The organism is Sorangium sp. So ce367 (genome assembly GCF_051520455.1).
GTDB lineage: Bacteria > Myxococcota_A > Polyangia > Polyangiales > Polyangiaceae > Sorangium > Sorangium cellulosum_B.
Map to the genome: position 1 here is coordinate 10,218,235 of NZ_CP150334.1, position 19,086 is coordinate 10,237,320.

The following is a 19,086-nucleotide window of genomic DNA, read 5'->3' on the forward strand; positions in this document are numbered from 1 at the left end:
GCGCGCGCGACGACCCGAGGCGTCCGCCGACGCGCCAGCCCGAACGAGGCGCTGCGACCTCGAGCCACGCGGAAACCGTGCTAGACCCCGAGCCAGCAATGACCCGAGCTCCGGTGCGCCGACCCCTGCTCGCCATCTCGCTCGTCGCGCTCGTCGCGGGCTGCGATGAGCCCGCCCTCCAGGTCCCCTCGGACGCGGGAGATCCGGTCTTCGGCCTCACCGCCGAGCAGTCGGCGCGCGTGCTCGCGAAGGTCGGGGACCGGGTGATCACGCTGGGCGACTTCGGCAGGACGCTGGAGCGAATGGACCAGTTCGATCGGCTCCGGTACCAGACGAAGGAGCGGCGCCGCGAGCTGCTCAGCGAGCTCATCGACGCGGAGCTGCTCGCGCTGGAAGCCCGGCGCCGAGGCCTCGACAAGGACCCCGCGGTCGAGGACACGATCCGGCAGATCCTCCGCGAGGCGATGATCGCCCGGGCGCGAAAGGGCCTGCCCGCGCCGGCCGACATCCCCGCGTCCGAGGTGCGCGCGTACTACGAGGCGAACGCCGACAAGTTCAGCGAGCCCGAGCGCAGGCGCGTCGCCGCCATCGTCGTCGGCGACCGAGCGCTCGGGGAGAAGGTCCTCAAGGAGGCGCAGAAGGCCGGGAGCAGCGGCGCGTGGGGTGAGCTCTTCCTCAAGCACTCGCTCACGGCGCCGAAGGACAAGAGCGCGGCCCCGCCGCTCGATCTCGCCGGAGAGCTCGGCATCGTCAGCCCGCCCGGCGATCCGCGCGGCGCCCACCCCCGCGTCCCAGAGCCGGTCCGCGCGGCCACCTTTCGCATCGGCGGCGTGGGTGCGGTCGGCGAGGAGGTCGTCGAGGCCGACGGACGGTTCTTCATCGTCCGCCTGAACGGGCTCACCAGCGGGCACCGGCGCGAGTTCGCGGAGGCCGAGCGCTCGATCCGGGTCGCGCTCCTCCAGCAGAAGATGCAGGACCAGGAGCGCGCTCTCGAGGACGAGCTGCGGAAGAAGTTCCCCGTCGAGATCAATGAGGCGGCGCTCTCCTCCGTCAAGGTGCCGGAGCAGCTCATGCAGACCGGGAGCGCGGCGCAGCCCGATCCCACGAAGCCCCGCACGCCACAGCCGGAGCAGTCCGGCGCTGTCGCGGCGCCGTCGAGCGATGCGGGCAAGTAGCGAGCTCGTCGCCGCCGCGCGGCTCGCCCGGCGACCCGGCGAGGAAGGCGCGAACGCCCGCGCCGTCGCGCTGCCGGAGCGACCGGGGCCGCTCGCCGCGAGCGCGCAGCAGGAAGCGCGACCAGCCCGCGTGAAGACGCGGAAGAGCGACTGGACATGGCAGCTGCGTCACGCGCTCTCGAGCGCCGACGAGCTCCACCGGGCGCTGTCGCTGACGCCGGAGGAGCTCGCTGGCGCCAGGCGCGCCGAAAAGGCGGGGCTGCCCATCCGCGTCACCCCCTATTACCTGAGCCTCTGCGACAACGGCGATCCGGCGTGCCCGATCCGCCGGCAGTGCGTGCCGCTCGCCGACGAGGCCGCCGAGGTGCCCGGCGATCTGGTCGACCCCCTCGGCGAGGTCGCGCACGAGGTCGCGCCCCACCTCGTGCAGCGGTACCCGGATCGCGCGCTGCTCCTCGCGACCGACCGCTGCGCCGTCTACTGCCGCTTCTGCACCCGATCACGCATGGTCGGCGACGGCGGCGGCGCGGTGGCGCTCGAGCGCCTCGCGCCGGCGATGGCGTACCTCGAGGCGCACCCGGAAGTGCGCGATGTCATCGTGAGCGGCGGCGACCCCCTCGCCGTCTCGACGGACCGCGTGGTGCGGCTCATCGCGCGGCTGCGGCAGATCCAGAGCGTGGAGACGATCCGGATCGCGACGCGCGTGCCGGTCACGCTGCCGCAGCGGATCACCGCGGAGCTCGTGCGCGCGCTCAAGCCGTATCACCCGCTCTGGGTGATGACGCACTTCAACCACCCGAAGGAGCTCACGCCCGCCGCCGAGCGCGCGTGCAAGCGCCTCGCGGATCACGGCTTCCCCGTCATGAACCAGACCGTGCTGCTGCGCGGCATCAACGACGACGCGACGACGCTGGCCACGCTCTTCCGGGGTCTCGTGCGCTGGCGGGTGCGCCCCTATTACCTGCTCCAGATGGACCCCGTGCGCGGCACGGCGCACCTGCGCACGCCGCTCGCGACCGGCGTCTCCCTCATGGAGCAGCTCCAGGGCCGGCTCACCGGCATCGCGCTGCCGAAGCTGATCGTGGATACGCCCGGCGGGATGGGCAAGGTGCCCATCGGGCCCGACTACGTCGTCGACCGTCGGCCGGGGCGCACCGTCCTCCGCACGCACCGCGGCGTCGAGGTCGAGTACGTCGACCCCCCGGCGGGGTCTGGCGGCTGAGCCGCCCGCTCAGCGACCCGGGCCCCGCGAGAGCGGCTTCGCGACCCGGAACGACAGGTTCAGCGCCCGCGCGATCCCGAAGAAGCGGGTGCGCGACGCGCTCCTGCACTGCTGCGAGTCCGCGGCCCAGCTCCCGGAGCGGGCGATGCGCCAAGGCGGCGCGTCTCCGCCGGCGTCGGCGGCCGATTCGAGCTCACCCGACGTCTCCGCCCACGATCTCTCGCCGTTCACGTCGGCGACCCACTCGCGCACGCCGCCCGCCATGTCGCGCACGCCGTAGGGCGAGCTGTCGATGGGAAAGGTCCCTACCGGCTCTGGCTGCGCCAGGAACGGCCGCGACGAGCGCATCAGACAGAACGTCGGGTCGAAGTGATCTCCCCACGGGTAGAACCGGCCGTCGGTCCCTCGAGCCGCCTTCTCCCACTCCAGCTCGGTGGGCAGTCGGATCTCGATCCCGTCGCGCTCGCTCCGGAAACGGCAGTAGGCCACGGCGTCGAACCAGTCGATGAGGATGACCGGCAGGTTCCAGAGGTGCCCTTCCTCCGCCGGGAACCGCTTCTGCGCGTCGCCCTCGACCACGCTGGGCAACGGCTCCCAGCCGCCGCTGCTGGCGGGCCGCGCGACGTAGCCCTCGGAGCCGCGCGTCCCGTGCGGCGCGCGCTTGAGCGCGAGGTCGAGATCGCGCGTCTCGAGCTCGTTCAGGAACTCGCAATACTCGCGGAAGGTGACGGGGAACTTCGCGATCGCGACGTCGGGGACGTGGAGCTCGGCGCGGCGGAGCGGATCGTAGGCGTGCGCGTCGCCGCCGGCGATGAAGGTCCCCCCCGGGATGTACACGAACCCCTCGCCGATCTCCGCGTCGGTGTAGAGGTTCACCTCGACGCGGTGGTGGGTGCCCCGCTTGAGCAGCAGCGGGTAGCGCACGTCCCGGCAGCCGGCGCGCTTCAGGATGAAGAGGTAGCTGCCGGGCTTGAGGTGCACCTCGCGGAGCGGGGTGCGGCCGAGCGAGCGCTCGTCGCTCGCCACGAGGATGCGATCCTTCTCGACGTAACGGTACGCGACGACGCTCGCGCCGGGCGGCGACGAGTCGAACGAGAGGACCGAATCGGCGGTGAGCAGCGCGGCGTAGCGGCCCACGTCGAACTCCGCCACGAGCGCCTCGTGGTAGATGCGCGCCGCGTGCTGGTGCTCCTGGTCCGCCCGCACCGCGCGCGACCAGTAGAGGTCCGCGAGCCCGGCGCGCGCCTCGACCAGGTCCGGATCGTACGCCAGCGCCTTCGTATAGAGATCGATCGCCTCCGCCGCGGCGCGCGCCTGCTCGCGCTCGACCCCGGCGGCCCTGTCCTCGAGCTGCCACCCCGCCCGCTTGCGCTCGATCGCCTCGTACTCCTTCACGTCCTTGAGCAGCCGCCGCGCCTCCTCGACGAGCCGCTCGCGCTCGCCGTCGAGCCGCCGGTCACGCTCGAGCGGGGCCTTGGCGAGCTCACAGAGCTTGATGGCCTCCTCGCGGCGGCGCATCCGCTCCTTGGCGCCCTCGAGGAACGCCTCCGCCTCCGCCGCGACGCGGTCGGCGGTCGGCGGCCGCTGATCAGGATCCTTCGCGAGCATCGCCAGGCAGAGGTCCTCGAGCAGCAGCGGGCAGCTCGGCGCGATCGAGCGCGGCGGCCTGGGGTCGCGCGTCTGCGTCGCGAGGATCACGGCGAGGACGGTCGGCGCGTCGAACGGGTGCTCGCCGGTGAGGATCTCGTAGAGCACCACGCCGAGCGCGAAGATGTCCGCGCGGTGATCGATCCGCGCGTGGTCCCCTCGGATCTGCTCGGGCGCGATGTAGCCGGGCGTGCCCGAGAGCGCGCTCGCGATCGCCTCGTGCCGCCTCCGGCCGAAGTCCTGCCCGCTCGGATCGATGGAGATCGGCTCGCTCACCTCCGCCCTCGCGAGCAGCTTCGCGTTGCCCCAGTCGCCCAGGTAGACCTCGCCGTAGTCGCCGAGCAGCACGTTCTCCGGCTTGATGTCGCGGTGGGCGACGCCTCGCCGGTGCGCGTAGGCCAGCGCCCGGGAGATCTGCACGAACGCGCCGATGAGCCGGACGAGCGGCCATTGCCTGCGGAGCTCGGGGTTCGTCAGCACGTTCTGCAGGCTCTGCCGCTTGACGACCCGCATGGAGTAGTACGGCTGGCCGTTCGGCAGCGTGCCGAGGTCGTAGACCGGGATGATGTTCGGGTGCTCGAGCTGGGCCGTGATCCGCGCCTCGGTCCGGAAGCGGTTGCCTACCGCGGAGTCCTCCTCGGCCCCCGGCTTCAAGGTCTTCAGCGCGACAACGCGCCCGATCTCCCGATCGCGCGCCTTCACCACCTTCCCGGCGCCCCCGGCCCCGAGCGCCTCGCCCACCTCGTACCGGGTGCCGCCGGAGTTCACGGCGCGCGTGGCGGAGGTCGCGAGCGTCGGGAAATCGGCCCCGACGTCCTCTCCTGGCAGGTCGATCTCCCGCTGCGTATCGAAGCGCAGCGCGTCCTCGTCCTCGCTCTGCGGCGAGAGGGCGCGCGCGACGGGCGGGCTGCGGCCCTCCTGCGCGAGCAGCTCCGGCAGCGCCGCCAGCTGCTCCGGCGTGAGGATCCCCTCGAAGAGCTCCTGGGGCGTCGACGCGCCGCCGAGGGTCCATCGGCAAGCCATATCCCAAAGGGCGTTGGGCTCGATGAGCCCTCGCGCCACGGCGGCGACGGCCAGGGCACGAGCCTCACGAGTCTGAGCGAGCTTCACTCGAGCGACCTCTCGTCCGAAACGATCTCACCCTGCGACGCGAGGCGGAAGGCCACGCTGAGGCCGTCGAGCGCAAGGCGCCGCGAGCCAGGAGCGCGTGGCGCTCCCGCGAACGATCGAGGGCTGCCGGTGACGCTGTTCCGTGCGCATCTCACGAGGCGCCGCACGTCAGTTGCCGTGGCAGGCGACCGCTCTGCTGCCACGCCGGCCCGAGCTGCCCCGTTCGAAGTCGCGGCGCGGCGGGTCCGCAGCGGCGATGGCGGCCCCCGCGTCCCGGTCTTCAGATGGTCTACGTATCGGGAATTCCTGCATTTACCATCGGCAGCTGAGCGCCGCTCAGCGTACGTGGTGTCCCCTCGCCCGCGCAAGAGAGTAGGGCGGAGCCGCTCGAGGACCGCGGTCACTTTTCGTCGCAGATCCCGCGCGCCTCGCACGTCCCCAGGTCTCCACGTCGCGCGCGTTTCGCATGTTTCGCACGGTTCGCACGTTTCCGCCGGCCTCGCTCCCTTGTCGTACAGGCTGCAAGGGGTCGTCGCCCTGCCATGGCTGCGCGCGGTCGCGCGCGGCGGGATCTCGATCCCTCCGGGGGGCATGGTGGGGCGCCGGGGTCGACGACGGCCGCCGCCTCGAGATCCACGAGCGCTTTGCGCAGAACATCGTGGTCGAGCTCGCCCGGATCGGGGACACGCCCATCGGTGTCGCGAACCAGCCTCAGGTGCTCGCCGGCTGCCTCGACATCGAGGCGGCGCGCTTCGTCCGCTCCTGCGACTGCTTCATTATCCTGCTCGTCACGTTCGACGTGCCCGGCTTCCTCCCGGGGCTCGACCAGGAATAGGGCGGGATCATCGCTCATGGAGCGAAGCTCCTCTATACGTTGGCCGGAGCCACCGCGCTCGAGGCGACGGTGATCACCCGCAAGGCCTGCGGCGGCGCTTACGACGTCATGGCCTCCAAGCACATCAAACATCCCGCTTTAGCAGAATTTTGCGGTAGCTGGGAGCTCGCGAGAGCCGTGCTCTTGGAGAGATCGGCGAGCAAACCGCTTAGAGCGCCACGGCAGGTGGGTGCTGGGGCGAGCGACGCCGTTGCGCGGCCGATCCCGAGCGTGTAGAAACGACTTGCGTGGCTGTTTTTCTTTGAACTCCACGCGCGATGCTTCTCTCTGACCGACGATCTGCACAGGTGCACCCGGGGACCGGTCGCAGGAAACGGGTGGTTTGGCAGGCATGCCGAGCGTTGGGGGGGCGCCGAGTACACGAATGAAGGGTCGGTTGGGTTCTGTGGAGGTATTGAGCATGAAATCTTGGGTATTCGCTGCGGTTTTGATTTCCGGCTGCGCCCTCGTGGCCTGCGGTGACGACGGCACCACGTCGTCGGGCTCCAGCACCACCACCAGCAGCAGCGGGAGCAGCAGCTCTGGCGGCGGCGGCGGCGGCAACGGCGGCGGCAACGGCGGCAACGGCGGCAATGGCGGCAGCGGCGGCGCCGGCGGAGAAGGAGGCGCGAGCGCCACGAGCACTTCCTCGACGGGTACCCCGACCTGTGATGACACCGAGGACACGTGCGGCCGCGACACGAATAAGGGCTGCTACAAGTGCGCCGTCGATGGGCCGTGCAAAGAGGTCCACCAGGGCTGCGTGGACAGCGACGATTGTATTGACGTGGTGGTGTGTATCGCTGAATGCGCCGCGGAGGAAGACCCGGCCACGTGCATCGAGACGTGCCGCACGGACAACGCGGCCGGGGTCGAGGCCTACGACGCCCTCATCACGTGCACTGTTTGCGAGGAGTGCGCCGAGAGCTGCGATGCCGCCGGAGAGCCGGTATGTGGCCTGTGAGCTTCTGACAACAGCAGCGCATCTCCGAAGGGGGCGCCAGATGGCCGCCCCCTTCGGCCTTTATGCGGGCCGAGCCGCGGCGGACGGCTCGCTCGCGCCAGCCGTCGCGGCTTGACAGCCGGCGCAGGGCGGCGCGGGGCACGTCACCGGCGGCTCCGGAGCAGCACGGAAGCGGCGGCGTGCCAGCGGGGGCGAGGGAACGGGGCGGTTCGGGTCCCGAGCGATGGCCGGGAGCGCCTCCTGAGGGACATCGCCCCAGCTCGCGCGCCCTCGCTGCCGTGCGGGCGCCTCGACCCGGCGCTCCCGGCCAGCCTTCGCCCAGCGGCAGGCGCCGCCGGTCCGCGGGCCAGGCGGCAGGCGGCGTCGAGGCAGAGCGGCGGAGACGCGAGGTAGCTCACGCGCTGGCGGCCGGCCTGCCTCGGCGACCTCCGGTCCCGGGCCCCCAATCGCGCAGCATACTCCGGGTTGCGCCTTCATGGGCCGGGCAACCCGTGGTAACGCTTGGCGGCGCCGCCGATGTGCGGCATCCGACATGGGAAAGAACCTTCTCGTCATCAATGTGGACATCCGCGAGACACGCGTCGCGCTGATCGAAAACGGGATCATCGCTGAGCTGCATCTCGAGCGGGAGAGCTCCAAGGGGACGCTCGGAAACATCTACCTCGGCAAAGTCAGCCGCGTTTTGCCCGGAATGCAGGCCGCGTTCATCGACGTGGGGCTCGAGCGAGCAGCCTTCCTGCACGTCGAGGACCTCATCCGGCCCGACGATTTCGAGGCGTACCTGGCTGGGCACCGCCGGACTGTCGAGGAAGAGCGCGCCTCCTCGCGAGGCCGCGCCGCGCGTGGCAGCGAGGCGCCTAGACCTGACGAAAGCGAGGTGCATGAGCTATCGGGCGCAGAAGCCGCGCCCGAGAGCCCCGACCTGACGCCCGGGCGACACGAGCTGCGGGAAGGAGGGGACTTCGGGGCGGAAGAAGGGTTCGAGGCCGGCGGCTCCGTCGATGCCGGCGGCTCGCTCGACGAAGGGAGCGACGTGCCGATCGAGCTGCCCACGGCGCTCGATGTGCTCGGAAGCCCCTCCGGCCAGGCGTTCGCCGGCGTGGGGACGATGGTGGCGCTCGACGAGGCCGACGACCCGGAGCCGGAGATCGACGACGGGCACGAGGACGACGACGAGGAGCTGGTCGCGCCAGGTGGAGGCAGCGACGCCGACGAGGCCAGCGACGAGGAATCCGGTCCCGACGAGGCGAGCATCGAGGACGACGACGAGCTCGACGCGCCCGGCTACGAGGTCGAGCCTGCCTCCCCGCCACCGGAGGATGCCGCGGACGCGTGGAGCGCGGCCGAGGAGCATCCGGAAGCGCTGAGCAACACCGCGGACAGCGGCGAGACGGGAGCGCAGGAGGCAAGCGCGCCGCCGGTCCCGGAGGCCGCGGCGGCGGCCGAGGGCGATGACGTCCCGCCGGCAGCGCGTGCGCGCAGCGGACGCACGCGCGGACGGCGCGAGGCGCGCGTGCGCCGATCGGGACGGACGCGCGACCGGCGCGCCAACCTCGAGGGCGGCGCCGCGCTCGCGGAGGCGGCCCCGGCGGAAGCACGCGAGGCGCCGCGCGAGGGGCGCGAAGGCCGCGAGGCGCCGCGCGAGGGACGCCAGGCCCCGCGCGAAGGCCGCGAGGCGCCGCGCGAGGGACGCCAGGCCCCGCGCGAAGGGCGCGAGGCGCCGCGCGAAGGGCGCGACCGGGGCGGCAAAGGACAGGGCGGACGCGAGGGGCGCGATCGCGAGCAACGCGGGCGCGAGCAGCGGACGCGAGAGCGCGGGCGCGAACAGTCGCGGGACGGCAAGGGCAAGAGCACCGCGCGGGGCCAGCAGAGCTCACGCAGCTGGCAGAACGAGCCGCCGCGGATCTCGAAATCGACGCCGATCCGCGAGGTCGTCCGCGAAGGGCAGGAGGTCATCGTCCAGGTCTCGAAGGAGCCGATCGGGACGAAGGGCGCCCGGGTCACGAGCCACATCTCGCTGCCCGGCCGCTATGTCGTGTACCTGCCGACGGTCGATCACATCGGGATCTCCAAGCGCATCGGCTCGGAGAAGGAGCGATCCCGGCTGCGGGACGCCATCGAGGCGATGAAGCCTCCGCAGGGCGGGCTCATCGTGCGCACGCTCGCCGAGGGCCTCACGAAGAAGCAGCTCAAGGCCGACGTCGGCTACCTCGTGCGCCTCTGGGGCGAGGTGGCGAAGAAGCGGGAGAGCGGCGTGAGGGCGCCTGCGGTGCTCTACACCGAGCTCGACCTCGTGCTGAAGACCGCCCGCGACCTCTTCACCGACGACATCGAGAAGATCGTGATCGACGACCGCGAGGAGTACATCCGGCTGCGGCGCTTCGTCGAGATGTTCATGCCCGAGCGCGCCGACGCGGTGGAGCTCTACGAGGGGACGGAGCCGATCTTCGACGCGTACGGGATCGAGGACGAGATCCAGCGCGCGCTGTCGCGGAAGGTCCCGCTGCCCTCGGGCGGGCACCTGATCATCGACCAGGCCGAGGCGCTCACCGCGATCGACGTGAACACAGGGCGGTTCGTCGGCAAGGGGTCGAAGGATCTCGAGGAGACGATCCTGACCACGAACCTGGAGGCGGTCGAAGAGATCGCCTACCAGCTCCGGTTCCGCAACATCGGCGGGCTCATCATCCTCGACCTCATCGACATGGAGCGCGCCCAGAACCGGGAGAAGGTGCGGCGCCGCCTCGAGGAGCTGCTCTCCAGGGACAAGGCGAAGACCACGCTGAACCGGATCTCCGATCTGGGCCTCATCGAGATGACCCGGAAGCGGACGCGCGAGAGCCTCGGGCGGACGATCCTCGAGCCGTGCTTCTACTGCGACGGGACGGGCCAGCTGCAATCCAAGCAGACCGTCGCCTACGAGATCCTGCGGCAGATACGGCGCGAGCGGATGAACCTGCCCGGCTACTCGGTCGTGGTCAACGCGCACCCGGCCGTGATCGACCTGCTGAAGAACGACGAGCGCATCGCCGTGCAAGAGGCGGAGCGGCTGTTCCAGCGCCGGATCGATCTCGTGCCCCGGAAGGAGTACCACCTCGAGCAGTTCGATCTGCAAGGCAGGTAAGGCGTCATGGTGGACGATCAGGGTTCTCCGGAGAGCAGCGACGAGAAGACGGGACGCAAGGAAGAGCGCGTCACCATCAACAAGGAGTTCGAGTCCTACGACGCGTTCATCAACGAGTACGTGACGAACATCTCGCGGACCGGCGTGTTCGTGCGCTCGAAGACGCCGCTCGCCGTCGGGACGAAGGTGAACCTGCGGTTCACCGTGATCATGGACGACATCGAGACGGTCGAGGGCGTCGGCGAGGTCGTGCGCGTGCACGACGATCCGCAGGGGATGGGCGTCGTCTTCACCGAGCTGTCGGGCTACTCGCAGGGGCTCATCGACAAGCTCCTGACCAGCCAGGGGCACCGCACCTCGAAGGGCTAGGCAGAGGGGCGTCGGCGATGTTCACCGGGCTTGTCGAGACGATCGGGGTCCTCCGCCGCCGGAGCGGCGGCGCCGTGGCCCGCGCGCTCGTGGAGGCGAGCCTCGGGCCGCTGACGCTCGGCGAGTCCGTGAGCGTGAACGGCGCCTGCCTCACGGTCGATCGCATCGCGCCCGGCGGCTTCGAGTGCGACATGTCCGCCGAGACCCTCGGCCGCACGACGCTCGGCGCGCTGCCGGTCGGCGCGCGCGTCCACCTCGAGCGCGCGACGCCGCTCGGCGCGCGGATGGGGGGGCACGTGGTGCTGGGACACGTCGACGGGCTCGGCCGCGTCGTCGAGCACGCGCGGGCCGGCGACGCGATCCGCCTCCGGGTGAGCGCCCCGCCCGAGCTCGCGCCGTACCTCGCTCCCAAGGGCTCGATCGCCGTCGACGGCGCGAGCCTCACGCTCAACGCCGTGTCCAAGCCGGGCGCCGCCGAGATCTGGTTCGAGGTGATGCTGGTGCCGCACACCATCGGCCGGACTCTCCTCGGCGAGCTCCGCCCCGGCGCGGCCGTCAACCTTGAAGTTGACGTGCTCGCGCGCTACGTGGCGCGGGCGCTCGAGGTCGCATCGCTCGCCAGCGTGAAGGGCCGATCGAGCCAGGACGCGCTCGGCGGCGATGCCTCCACCGAGCGCGACGAAGAGCGCGGAAATACGGGAGAGCATGCGGATCACGACGAACGACTCCTCGCAAAGCTGCGCGCGGGGGGATTCTGGTGAGGCTGTGTCAGCCTCGAGCGGCAGGCTCGACCAGGACATGACCTCCGGGGGCCCGATGCCTCATCGGCTGACCATCGACAAAGCGGTCCTCGACCGGGTGAACACCGCGCTCGATCACATCCGCGCGGGCAAGATGGTGATCCTCGTCGACGACGAGGATCGCGAGAATGAGGGGGATCTCTGCATGGCTGCGGAGGCGGTCACCCCCGAGGCGATCAACTTCATGGCGATGCACGGGCGCGGGCTCATCTGCCTCGCCCTCGACGAGGAGCAGGTCGCGCGCCTCGAGCTGCCGATGATGTCCGCGCCAGGGCGGAGCGGACCGCCGCTCGGCACCGCCTTCACCGTCAGCATCGAGGCGCGCACCGGGGTGACGACGGGGATCAGCGCCGCCGATCGGGCGCACACGATCCGGGTCGCGATCGCGCGCGACGCCGCGCCCGAGGATCTCGTCACGCCGGGGCACGTGTTTCCGTTGAAGGCGCGCCGCGGGGGCGTGCTCGTGCGGACAGGGCAGACCGAGGGGTCCGTGGATCTCGCGCGCCTCGCCGGGCTCCGGCCGGCGGGCGTGATCTGCGAGATCATGAACGACGACGGCAGCATGGCCCGCATGCGGGATCTCGAGGTGTTCGCCGCGAAGCACGGCCTGCTGATCGTGACGGTGGCGGACCTCATCCAGTACCGGCTCCAGACCGAGCGGCTGGTCCGCTGCGTGGGCGAGCGGACGCTGCGGCTCGATCTGACGGGCACGGAGTGGACCGTGTACGTCTACGAGGTGATCAACGAGCAGCGGCAGTTCCTCGCGCTGACCAAGGGCGCGGTGGCGACGCCGGACCCCATCCTGTGCCGCGTGCACTCCGGGTCGACCATCGCGGACCTGTTCAGCTCGACGCCCCTCGACGGCGGCTCGAACCTGCGCGAGGCGCTGCTCGCGATCGAGAGCGCCGGCGTCGGGGTGGTCGTCTACATCCCGTCGCGAGGGGACCTGGGCCGCGAGCTGGAGCTGCTGAAGGGCTCGGGCTCTGACGAGACGCTCCCCGTCGTGAAGACGCAGCAGCCGTGGACGCTGCGGGAGTTCGGCCTCGGCGCGCAGGTCCTCGCGGACCTCGGGGTGCACCAGATCCGGCTCCTCACGAACAGCCAGCCGAAGATCGCAGGGATCACCGGGTACGGGCTCACCGTGATCGAGCGGGTGCCGCTCGTCTCGATGAAGGGCGACGCCTGACAGACGGGCGCGCTCGTTCGCTGGTAAAAGGACGCTCGGACAGGATCGCGATCGCGACGATCGCGCATCCCGCGCGGCAGGAAAGAGGAACGGCGGATGGCAGAGCAAGCGGTCGGGCAGGCACAGGCGAGGGTGATCGAAGGGAACCTGGTGGTCCCGCCGGGGGCGCGCTTCGCGCTCGTGGCGAGCCGCTTCAACCACTTCATCGTCGACCGCCTGGTCGAGGGCGCGCTCGACGCCATCGCGCGGCACGGCGGCGCGCTCGGCCGGACGTCGATCGTGCGCGTCCCGGGCGCGTGGGAGATGCCCACCATCGTGGGGAGGCTCGCGCACAAGAAGAGCGTCGACGCGATCATCACGCTGGGCGCGGTGATCCGGGGCTCGACGCCGCATTTCGACTACGTGGCGGCCGAGGTCACGAAGGGGATCGCGACCGTGTCGCTCCAGACCGGGGTGCCGGTCACGTTCGGGGTGCTCACGACCGACTCGATCGAGCAAGCGGTCGAGCGGGCAGGCACGAAGCATGGCAATAAGGGGTGGGAGGCCGCCGTCAGCGCGATCGAGATGCTCGCGCTCGGCGCCGCGCTGGACACCGCTGGCCTGTAAACGAAGGTTCTGAGAGATGGGTGCGCGCTCTACCGGCCGCGAAGCGGCCTTGCAGATGCTGTTCGCGGTGGAAGCCGGCGGGAGCTCGGCGCCCCGCGTCGTCGCGACCTTCTGGCGCGAGACGCCGGGCGATCCCGAGGGACGCGCCTACGCGGACGAGGTGGTGGTCGGGGTCGCCGAAGATCTCGCGGCCGTGGACGAGGCGATCCGGAAGGCGAGCACGAACTGGCGCCTTGAACGGATGGCGCGCGTCGATCGGAACGTCCTCCGGCTCGGCGCGTGGGAGCTCATGAACCGCCCGGAGGTGCCGCGCGCGGTCATCCTCGACGAGGCGGTCGAGCTCGCCAAGCGCTACGGCAGCGAGGAGAGCGGCGCCTTCGTGAACGGCGTGCTCGACCGGATCGCCGAGAACCTCGGCCGCGTCGACCGGGATCGCTGAGCGTCACGGCGCGCCGTCGCTCGGGCGCGCGCCTCGCTCACCACTTCAGCCAGGCGACCGTCACGCCGTCGCCGCCCTCGCTCGGGCCGCCCGGGCGGAGGCGCGCCACGTAAGGGCTCCCGCGCAGCGCCTCGCGGACGGCATCGCGCAGGGCGCCCGTGCCGTGCCCGTGGACGAAGAACGTGACCTTGCGGCCCGCGCCGAGCGAGCGGTCGAGGAACTGCTCGGCCATGGCGACCGCCTCGTGCGCGCGCAGGCCGCGGAGATCCACGGTGTTGTCCGCCGTCTGGATCGGGACGTCGGGGTCGGCGGCGGCGTCCAGATCGACGCGGCGCTGCGGGGGCGCCGCGGCGGCCGGCGGCGCGCCGGTGCCGCGCAGCTCGGCGATCGAGGTCGTGAGCTTGAGCGAGCCGGCGGTGACCCGCAGCTGGCCGCCCGAGAGGATCTCCACCACCTCGGCCTCGGCCCGCAAGCGAGGCACGTAGACGCGGGCGCCGACGCGGATGGCGGCCGGATCGATCGCCGGCCGCGCCTGCGGCTCGTCCTTCGGGCGCAGCTCGAGCTCGCCGCCGATCGACGTCTTCTGCCCGACCGCATCCATGGCCCGAGCGGCCGCGCGCACGTCCTCCTCGGTGGGCTTGCCGCGCAGGCGCGCCTGCGCCGCCTTGAGGTCCTCGCGCGCGCGCCGCAGGCTGGCGAGAAGCGCCTCCCCCTCCCGCGTGATCACGCCGCGCTCCTTGTCCCGGAGCCGCTCGATCTCTGCCTCGAGCTCCCGCCGCTTCGCGCGGGAGGCGGCCGCCTCGCGCTCGGCGTCCTCGCGCGCGAGCTCGAGCGCGCGGCGCTCGGCCGAGAGCTTCTCGACCATCTGCTCGAAGGTGACCGTCTCCTTCGTGAGGAAGCGCTCGGCCCGCTCCAGCACGGCGCCCGGGATGCCGAACCGCCGCGCGACCGCGAGCGCGCTCGAGGCGCCGGGCACGCCGACGACGAGCCGGAAGGTCGGGCTCATGGTGGCGAGATCGAAGCCGACCGAGGCGTTCTCGAAGCGCTGATCCCCGAGCGCGAGCGCCTTGAGGCCCTCGTAGTGCGTGGTGCTGGCGACGGTGCCCCCGCGCGCGCACAGCGCGTCGAGCACGGCCGCGGCGAGCGCCTCGCCCTCGCGTGGATCGGTGCCGCCGGCGAGCTCGTCGAGCAGGACGAGCGCGCCGGGGCGCGTCTCGCCGAGGATCCGCCCCAGGTTCTTCACGTGGGCGCTGAAGGTCGACAGGTTCTTGTGGAGGTTCTGCTCGTCGCCGACGTCGGTCAGCACGACGTCGAAGAGCGCGACGCGAGAGCCGTCCCTGGCCGCGACCGGCAGCCCCGCGCGGACCATCAGCGCCGCGAGCCCGAGCGTCTTCAGGGCCACGGTCTTGCCACCGGCGTTCGGTCCGGAGACGATCATCGCGCGCCCCGCGCTCATCGCGAGGTCGCTCGCGACCACCTTCACGCCGTCGAGCGCGAGGAGCGGGTGGCGGCCCCCGATGAGCTCGATGGAGGTCGGCCTCGATCCGCCCTCCGAGGCGCCCCGCCCGGCCCCGAAGGCGTCCTCCGGGACGTCCGGGAAGGTGAGGTCGAGGTCCTCCGCGAGCCGCGCCGCCGCGGCCCGCACGTCGGCGTGGGCCAGCGCGCGGGCGGCGGCCGCGACGCTCTCGACGTCCTCGGCCACGCGGGCGGTGAGCGCCGCGTAGATCGCCAGCTCCTCCCGCGCGACCTCGGCGTCGACCATCTTCATCCGGTTGCCCGTCTCGACGAGCACCCGGGGCTCCACGAACACGGTGGCGCCGCTCGCGCTCGTCGCGTGGACGATGCCGGGGAAGCGCTCGTGCGCGTCGGATCGCACCGGCAGCACGTAGCGCCCGTCGCGCTCCGTCCAGTAGCGGTCCTGGAGGATGTCCTCGTGCTTCTGGATGAGGTCCTCGAGGCGCCGGACGAGCCGCTCGCGCACCGCGCGCCGCTCCGCGCGAAGCGCCTCCAGGCGAGGCGACGCGCGATCGGCGAGCGTGCCGTCCGGATCGAACGCCGCCGCGAGCTCGCGCGCGACGGCGTCGAGCTCGGGGTTGGTCGCGCACGCGGCGTGGAGCGCGGGCGCGATCTGACGCCGGCTCTGCAGGTACTGCCGCGACGTCCGCGCGGCCTCGAGGAGGCCGAGCACGGCGCGCAGCTCCTCGTTCGCGAGCGCCGCGCCGATGCGGGCCCGATCGAGCGCGTCCTCGAGCTCCGCGACGTCGCGCGAAGGCACCGGCTCCCCGGCCCGGGCGAGCTCCACCGCCTCGCGCACCTCCGCGAGCGCGGTGAGGGCCTCGGCGCGCGTCGACGCGAACGGCAGGGCCCGGGCCAGCCGCTTCCCGCCCCGGGACGCGCATCGCTCCGCGAGCGCCTCGAGGACGCGATCCCACTCCAGGTCGGCGCGCGTCTTGGTGGGACAGGGATCTGCGAAGGGCCCTTCGGGGTGGTAGTCCATCACGCTTCGGTCGGATCGCGGGCCACGCCGCCGGCCCCGCTCGGCATCGGGTTCTGCTCCTTCTCGAGGTAGCGGAAGATGGTGCGCGGGTCGACGCCGAGGTCGCGGGCCGTCTGCGTGCGGTTGCCGTTGTTGCGCTCGAGCGCCTCCAGCACGTACCGCCGCTGGAACTCCTCCTTGGCCTTCTCCAGCGGCATGATGGCCGTCTCGGCGCCCGGGCCGAGATCGAGGTCCTCCACGGCGAGGAGCGCCTGGTCGCAGAGGACGAGCGCCTTCTTGATGCGGTTCTCGAGCTGCCGGATGTTGCCGGGCCAGGGGTACTTCTTGATCGCGGAGAGCGCGGCCGGGCTGAAGCCTCGCACGGCGCTGCCGAGCTCGTCGGCGTACTTCGAGAGCAGGACCTTGGCGATGATGAGCACGTCGTCGCCGCGCTCGCGGAGCGGCGGGAGCCACAGGTTCACGACGTTGAGCCGGTAGTAGAGATCCTCCCGGAAATTGCCGGCGCGGATCTCCTCCTCGAGGTTCCTGTTCGTGGCGGCGACGATGCGGATGTCGACCTTCTCGGGCTTCGAGTCGCCGACGCGGAAGACGACCCGCTCCTGGAGCGCGCGGAGGAGCTTCACCTGGAGGTTCAGCGGCAGCTCGCCGATCTCGTCGAGGAACAGCGTGCCCTTGTCGGCGACCTGGAACTTGCCCGGGCGGCTGGCGATGGCGCCGGTGAAGGCGCCCTTCACGTGGCCGAAGAGCTCGCTCTCGATGAGGTTCTCGGGGATCGCGCCGCAGTTGATGGTGACGAAGGGGCCGCCGTCGCGCGGGCTGCGCCGGTGCAGCTCCCGCGCGATGAGCTCCTTCCCGGTCCCCGTCTCGCCCGTGATGAGCACGCTGATGTCCGTCGCCGCGACCTTCTGCAGCTTGCGGAACACCTCGAGCATCGACGGGCAGGCGCCGATGATCTCGCCGAACTTCTTGTCGTGCAGCTCCGCGACGAGCTTGGCCTTGTCGGCCCTGAGGGCGTTCAGGAGCATCGCGTTCTGGAGGATGAGCGAGGCCTGGGACGCGAAGATGCTGAGCAGGTCGAGCTGGGCGCGGTCGAAGAGGTGCTTGATCTTGTCGTTGCCGACGTAGAGCGCGCCGATGATCTGGCCCTGCGACAGGAGCGGCGCGCACATCACGCTGGAGAGCTTCATCGCGATGACGCTGTCGCTCCGGCCGAACTGCGTGTCGGCGAGCGCGTCGGAGACGATCACCGGGCGGCCCGAGACGATGACCTGACGCACGATGCTGTCCGAGATCCCCCCGGCCGCGTCGGTGATGGCCTCCTTGCGGATGTTGCGCGACGCGCGCACCGCCAGCTTGCGGTCGCCGCCCGCGGCCGGCGCGGTCGGAGCGCCGCCGCTGACCGCCGTGTCGGCCGCCGCCTCCGCCCCCTCGAGGAGCAGGAGGAAGCCCTTGTCGGCGTGCGTCAGCTCGATGACGTCGTCGAGCATCGCCTCGAGGAGCTCGTCGACGCTGCGCCGGTTGATGAGCTTCTCGCTGAAGGCGAACAGCTTGCGGACGCCGGCGAGCTCCGACGAGCCCTGCAGCGGCGCGGGCCGCTCCGCCCCGCCGTCGCACGCCGGGAGCCGCTCCTGGACGGTCGGCGCCTCGGCGAACATCGAGAAGCCGACCTCGACCGTGCCGAGCTGGAGCCGGTCGCCGTGCACCAGGCGGGCGCGCCGCTTCTTCTTGCCGTTGATCGCGATCTCCCCGTCGCGCTCGCACTCCTCCAGCACGAAATCGCGTCCGTCGAACACGATCTGCGCGTGATGGTCCAGCACCCCTGCCCCCGCGACCGCGACGTCGTTTCCGAGCGCCTTGCCGATCGTCGTGACCGGCTTGTGGACGCTGTACAGGCGTGGCGCGCCCTCGGAGGGGAAATACTTCAGGGTCGGCATCGAGGGCAGCATAGCAGGCGCGCCGCGGCCTCATGCAGCCGTGTTGGACGGCACACCGCGGCTTACCAAAGCTCTCCGACGACGACGGCGCCGAGCCCGCCTCGATAGGGCGTGAGGCTGCCGCCGAGCACGCGCGCGAACGGGGGACGGCCACGATCTTCCTGGTCGTCCAGGGCGACGGAGGCGCTCGAGTCCGGCCTCCCGAGGAACAAGGCGCCCGCGACGAGGCCGAGGGTGCCCGCCGCGCCCTGGGCGATGAGGCCGCGGCGGGGGTCGTGATCGCTCCCGATGTACGCGAGGTAGATGGGCAACGACACCACCGTGCCGATGCCGAGCCCGCCCCACATCCACGCGAGCTGGTTCCACGACGGCGTCCACGCGACGGACAGGCCGACGGCGCCCGCGGTCGCGACGTTGAACCCGATGAGGCCCCCGAGCGAGATGCTGTCGTTCGACTCGCTCCAGTCGCCGTTGCTGGCGGCGGCCCCGAACGCGCTGCCGATGAGCGAGCCCCAGACGGCGCCCGAGGCGAGGAACATGTTGGTCTGCGGCTTGGGCCGGAGGAGATAATAGAAACCCCAGCCCGCCGCGCCGCCGACGGTGGAGCCGATCACCTCGGCGGTCGCGAGCCCGAGGAAGCCCCACTCCTTGCCCTTCCGGGCGCTGACGTACTGATAGGACGCGATGCCGAGCCCCTCGCCCGCGCCGATCACCATGCCCGTGGCGATCGCGGACGGCATGCCGCGCGGCATCGGCGGCGAGTCGAGGAAGTAGACGCCGACCGGCGCCGCGACGCCGAGGAGCGCGGGCGCGATGAACTGCGCGCCGGGATCGTCGATGCCGGCGAGCGCGTCGATCCAGATGCCGGTCCCCACGCCGTAGGCCACGGAGGTGGCGTAGAGGTAGCCGACCTCGAGCGGCGTCGATTTGGGCTCGCTCTTCTTCTGCGGGGCGTACCCGTAGCCGCCGTACTGGCCTCCGTACCCGCCGCCGTACTGACCGCCGTACGCGCCGCCCTGCTGACCACCGTAGGGCGGCGCGCCGTACTGGGCAGCGGCCGTCGAGCTGACGCTCGACAGGAGGAGCGCGGAGAGGAGACTCATGAGAGGTCGCGTGTGCATCGCGCCGCCACTTTACAC

At 71.7% G+C, this 19,086-nt stretch carries 13 protein-coding genes and 1 pseudogene; 10 read left to right on the forward strand and 4 right to left on the reverse strand.

Features of this window, described 5'->3' with window-relative positions; translation table 11 throughout:
* The first annotated feature begins 98 nt into the window (after positions 1–98).
* Positions 99–1,175 (forward strand): peptidylprolyl isomerase, encoded by a 1,077-nt coding sequence (locus WME97_RS38675; protein WP_437545125.1) that lies wholly within the window; start codon positions 99–101, stop codon positions 1,173–1,175.
* Complete coding sequence (locus WME97_RS38680; RefSeq protein WP_437545127.1) at positions 1,162–2,397, forward strand: KamA family radical SAM protein; 1,236 nt, start codon at positions 1,162–1,164, stop codon at positions 2,395–2,397. The genes WME97_RS38675 and WME97_RS38680 overlap by 14 nt, the downstream gene beginning before the upstream one ends.
* Before the next feature lie 9 nt (positions 2,398–2,406).
* Here the strand turns inward: WME97_RS38680 and WME97_RS38685 are convergent, their stop codons facing one another.
* Positions 2,407–5,067 carry a protein kinase domain-containing protein gene (locus tag WME97_RS38685; RefSeq protein ID WP_437545129.1) on the reverse strand — a complete coding sequence of 887 codons (2,661 nt, stop codon included), beginning with the start codon at positions 5,065–5,067 and terminating at the stop codon, positions 2,407–2,409.
* A gap of 694 nt (positions 5,068–5,761) precedes the next feature.
* Here WME97_RS38685 and WME97_RS38690 point away from each other — a divergent pair.
* The 8 genes and pseudogenes from WME97_RS38690 to nusB all read left to right on the forward strand — a co-directional run.
* A pseudogene (locus tag WME97_RS38690) lies at positions 5,762–6,175 on the forward strand (carboxyl transferase domain-containing protein); the annotation flags it as partial.
* 274 nt (positions 6,176–6,449) lie between these two features.
* Positions 6,450–6,992 (forward strand): hypothetical protein, encoded by a 543-nt coding sequence (locus WME97_RS38695; RefSeq protein ID WP_437545131.1) that lies wholly within the window; start codon positions 6,450–6,452, stop codon positions 6,990–6,992.
* Positions 6,993–7,524: 532 nt separating this feature from the next.
* Positions 7,525–10,116, forward strand: coding sequence for an Rne/Rng family ribonuclease (locus WME97_RS38700; protein ID WP_437545133.1), 2,592 nt, complete (start codon positions 7,525–7,527; stop codon positions 10,114–10,116).
* A gap of 6 nt (positions 10,117–10,122) precedes the next feature.
* Complete coding sequence (locus WME97_RS38705; RefSeq protein WP_437545135.1) at positions 10,123–10,485, forward strand: PilZ domain-containing protein; 363 nt, start codon at positions 10,123–10,125, stop codon at positions 10,483–10,485.
* 17 nt (positions 10,486–10,502) lie between these two features.
* Positions 10,503–11,246, forward strand: a complete 744-nt coding sequence (locus WME97_RS38710) for a riboflavin synthase (RefSeq protein ID WP_437545137.1) — start codon at positions 10,503–10,505, stop codon at positions 11,244–11,246.
* A gap of 55 nt (positions 11,247–11,301) precedes the next feature.
* Positions 11,302–12,471, forward strand: a complete 1,170-nt coding sequence (ribB, locus tag WME97_RS38715; RefSeq protein ID WP_437545139.1) for a 3,4-dihydroxy-2-butanone-4-phosphate synthase — start codon at positions 11,302–11,304, stop codon at positions 12,469–12,471.
* Positions 12,472–12,567: 96 nt separating this feature from the next.
* Positions 12,568–13,077: a 6,7-dimethyl-8-ribityllumazine synthase gene (gene ribH, locus WME97_RS38720; protein ID WP_272102824.1), complete on the forward strand. Its 510-nt coding sequence runs from the start codon at positions 12,568–12,570 to the stop codon at positions 13,075–13,077.
* A gap of 16 nt (positions 13,078–13,093) precedes the next feature.
* Positions 13,094–13,516, forward strand: coding sequence for a transcription antitermination factor NusB (nusB, locus tag WME97_RS38725; RefSeq protein WP_012239877.1), 423 nt, complete (start codon positions 13,094–13,096; stop codon positions 13,514–13,516).
* A 37-nt stretch (positions 13,517–13,553) separates the two neighbouring features.
* Here nusB and WME97_RS38730 read toward each other — a convergent pair whose 3' ends face one another.
* The 3 genes from WME97_RS38730 to WME97_RS38740 all read right to left on the reverse strand — a co-directional run bounded on the left by WME97_RS38730 (position 13,554) and on the right by WME97_RS38740 (position 19,050).
* Positions 13,554–16,013, reverse strand: coding sequence for an endonuclease MutS2 (locus tag WME97_RS38730; RefSeq protein WP_437545141.1), 2,460 nt, complete (start codon positions 16,011–16,013; stop codon positions 13,554–13,556).
* The gene (locus tag WME97_RS38735) at positions 16,013–17,947 is read right to left on the reverse strand and encodes a sigma 54-interacting transcriptional regulator (protein WP_437545143.1); all 1,935 of its coding nucleotides are present in this window, start codon (positions 17,945–17,947) and stop codon (positions 16,013–16,015) included. The genes WME97_RS38730 and WME97_RS38735 overlap by 1 nt, the downstream gene beginning before the upstream one ends.
* 62 nt (positions 17,948–18,009) lie before the next feature.
* Positions 18,010–19,050 (reverse strand): hypothetical protein, encoded by a 1,041-nt coding sequence (locus WME97_RS38740; RefSeq protein WP_437545145.1) that lies wholly within the window; start codon positions 19,048–19,050, stop codon positions 18,010–18,012.
* Positions 19,051–19,086 lie beyond the last annotated feature (36 nt).